The 569-nt window shown below is 44.8% G+C and carries 1 protein-coding gene; it reads left to right on the top strand.

Going from position 1 to position 569, the window contains the following annotated elements:
• On the top strand, nucleotides 1-569 hold a 569-nt coding region (locus ACXAH2_RS17165), incomplete at both ends, for a hypothetical protein (protein ID WP_475080169.1).

Here is a 569-nt window from a genome sequence, read left to right as displayed (position 1 = left end):
ATTAGCAACAGCCAAGAAATCACCAAAGACGTTGAACGCGGTGGCTTAGACGCCAACCTCACGGTGGATAACCGTATGTTGACGGAATCGGGGCGTGATGAAATTGCCGAAGATATTCTCAAAACCGATATGCTGGTTGATACCGCAGTCCTTGCTGCCACCACAGATCGAGTGGGCGTGTCAGATTTTAATGAAGAGCTTGGCAAAACCCACACAGTGTATGAAACCGTAAAAGCGAAAATTGCAGATGATAAGATTCTGGCAGGAAAGCTACAAGATCCCTCTTTGAGCGCACAAGAAAAAGAGTTGATGTTAAACAAGTTGACTCATAGTGTGATGCAATCCTTGGGTTATGAAACAGAAGGCTATGACAACAGAATCATTGCTGACGAAACAGCAACAGGGACTTATGAAGATGGTACAGGCGGCAAAGTAGCAGGTTTTCACTCGAATGAAACGAGAGACAGCTACATTAATGACGTTAATATAGACTCAACGGAAGTGCTTGTTAATGCCGCTGGTCATGAATCGGCTCATGAAATGGATGCGCAGGATGGCAATCATTACAG

The organism is Marinomonas sp. ABL3_031 (genome assembly GCF_056161265.1).
Note: the sequence above shows the minus strand (reverse complement) of the source record. Positions and strands in the feature narration are given on the sequence as shown.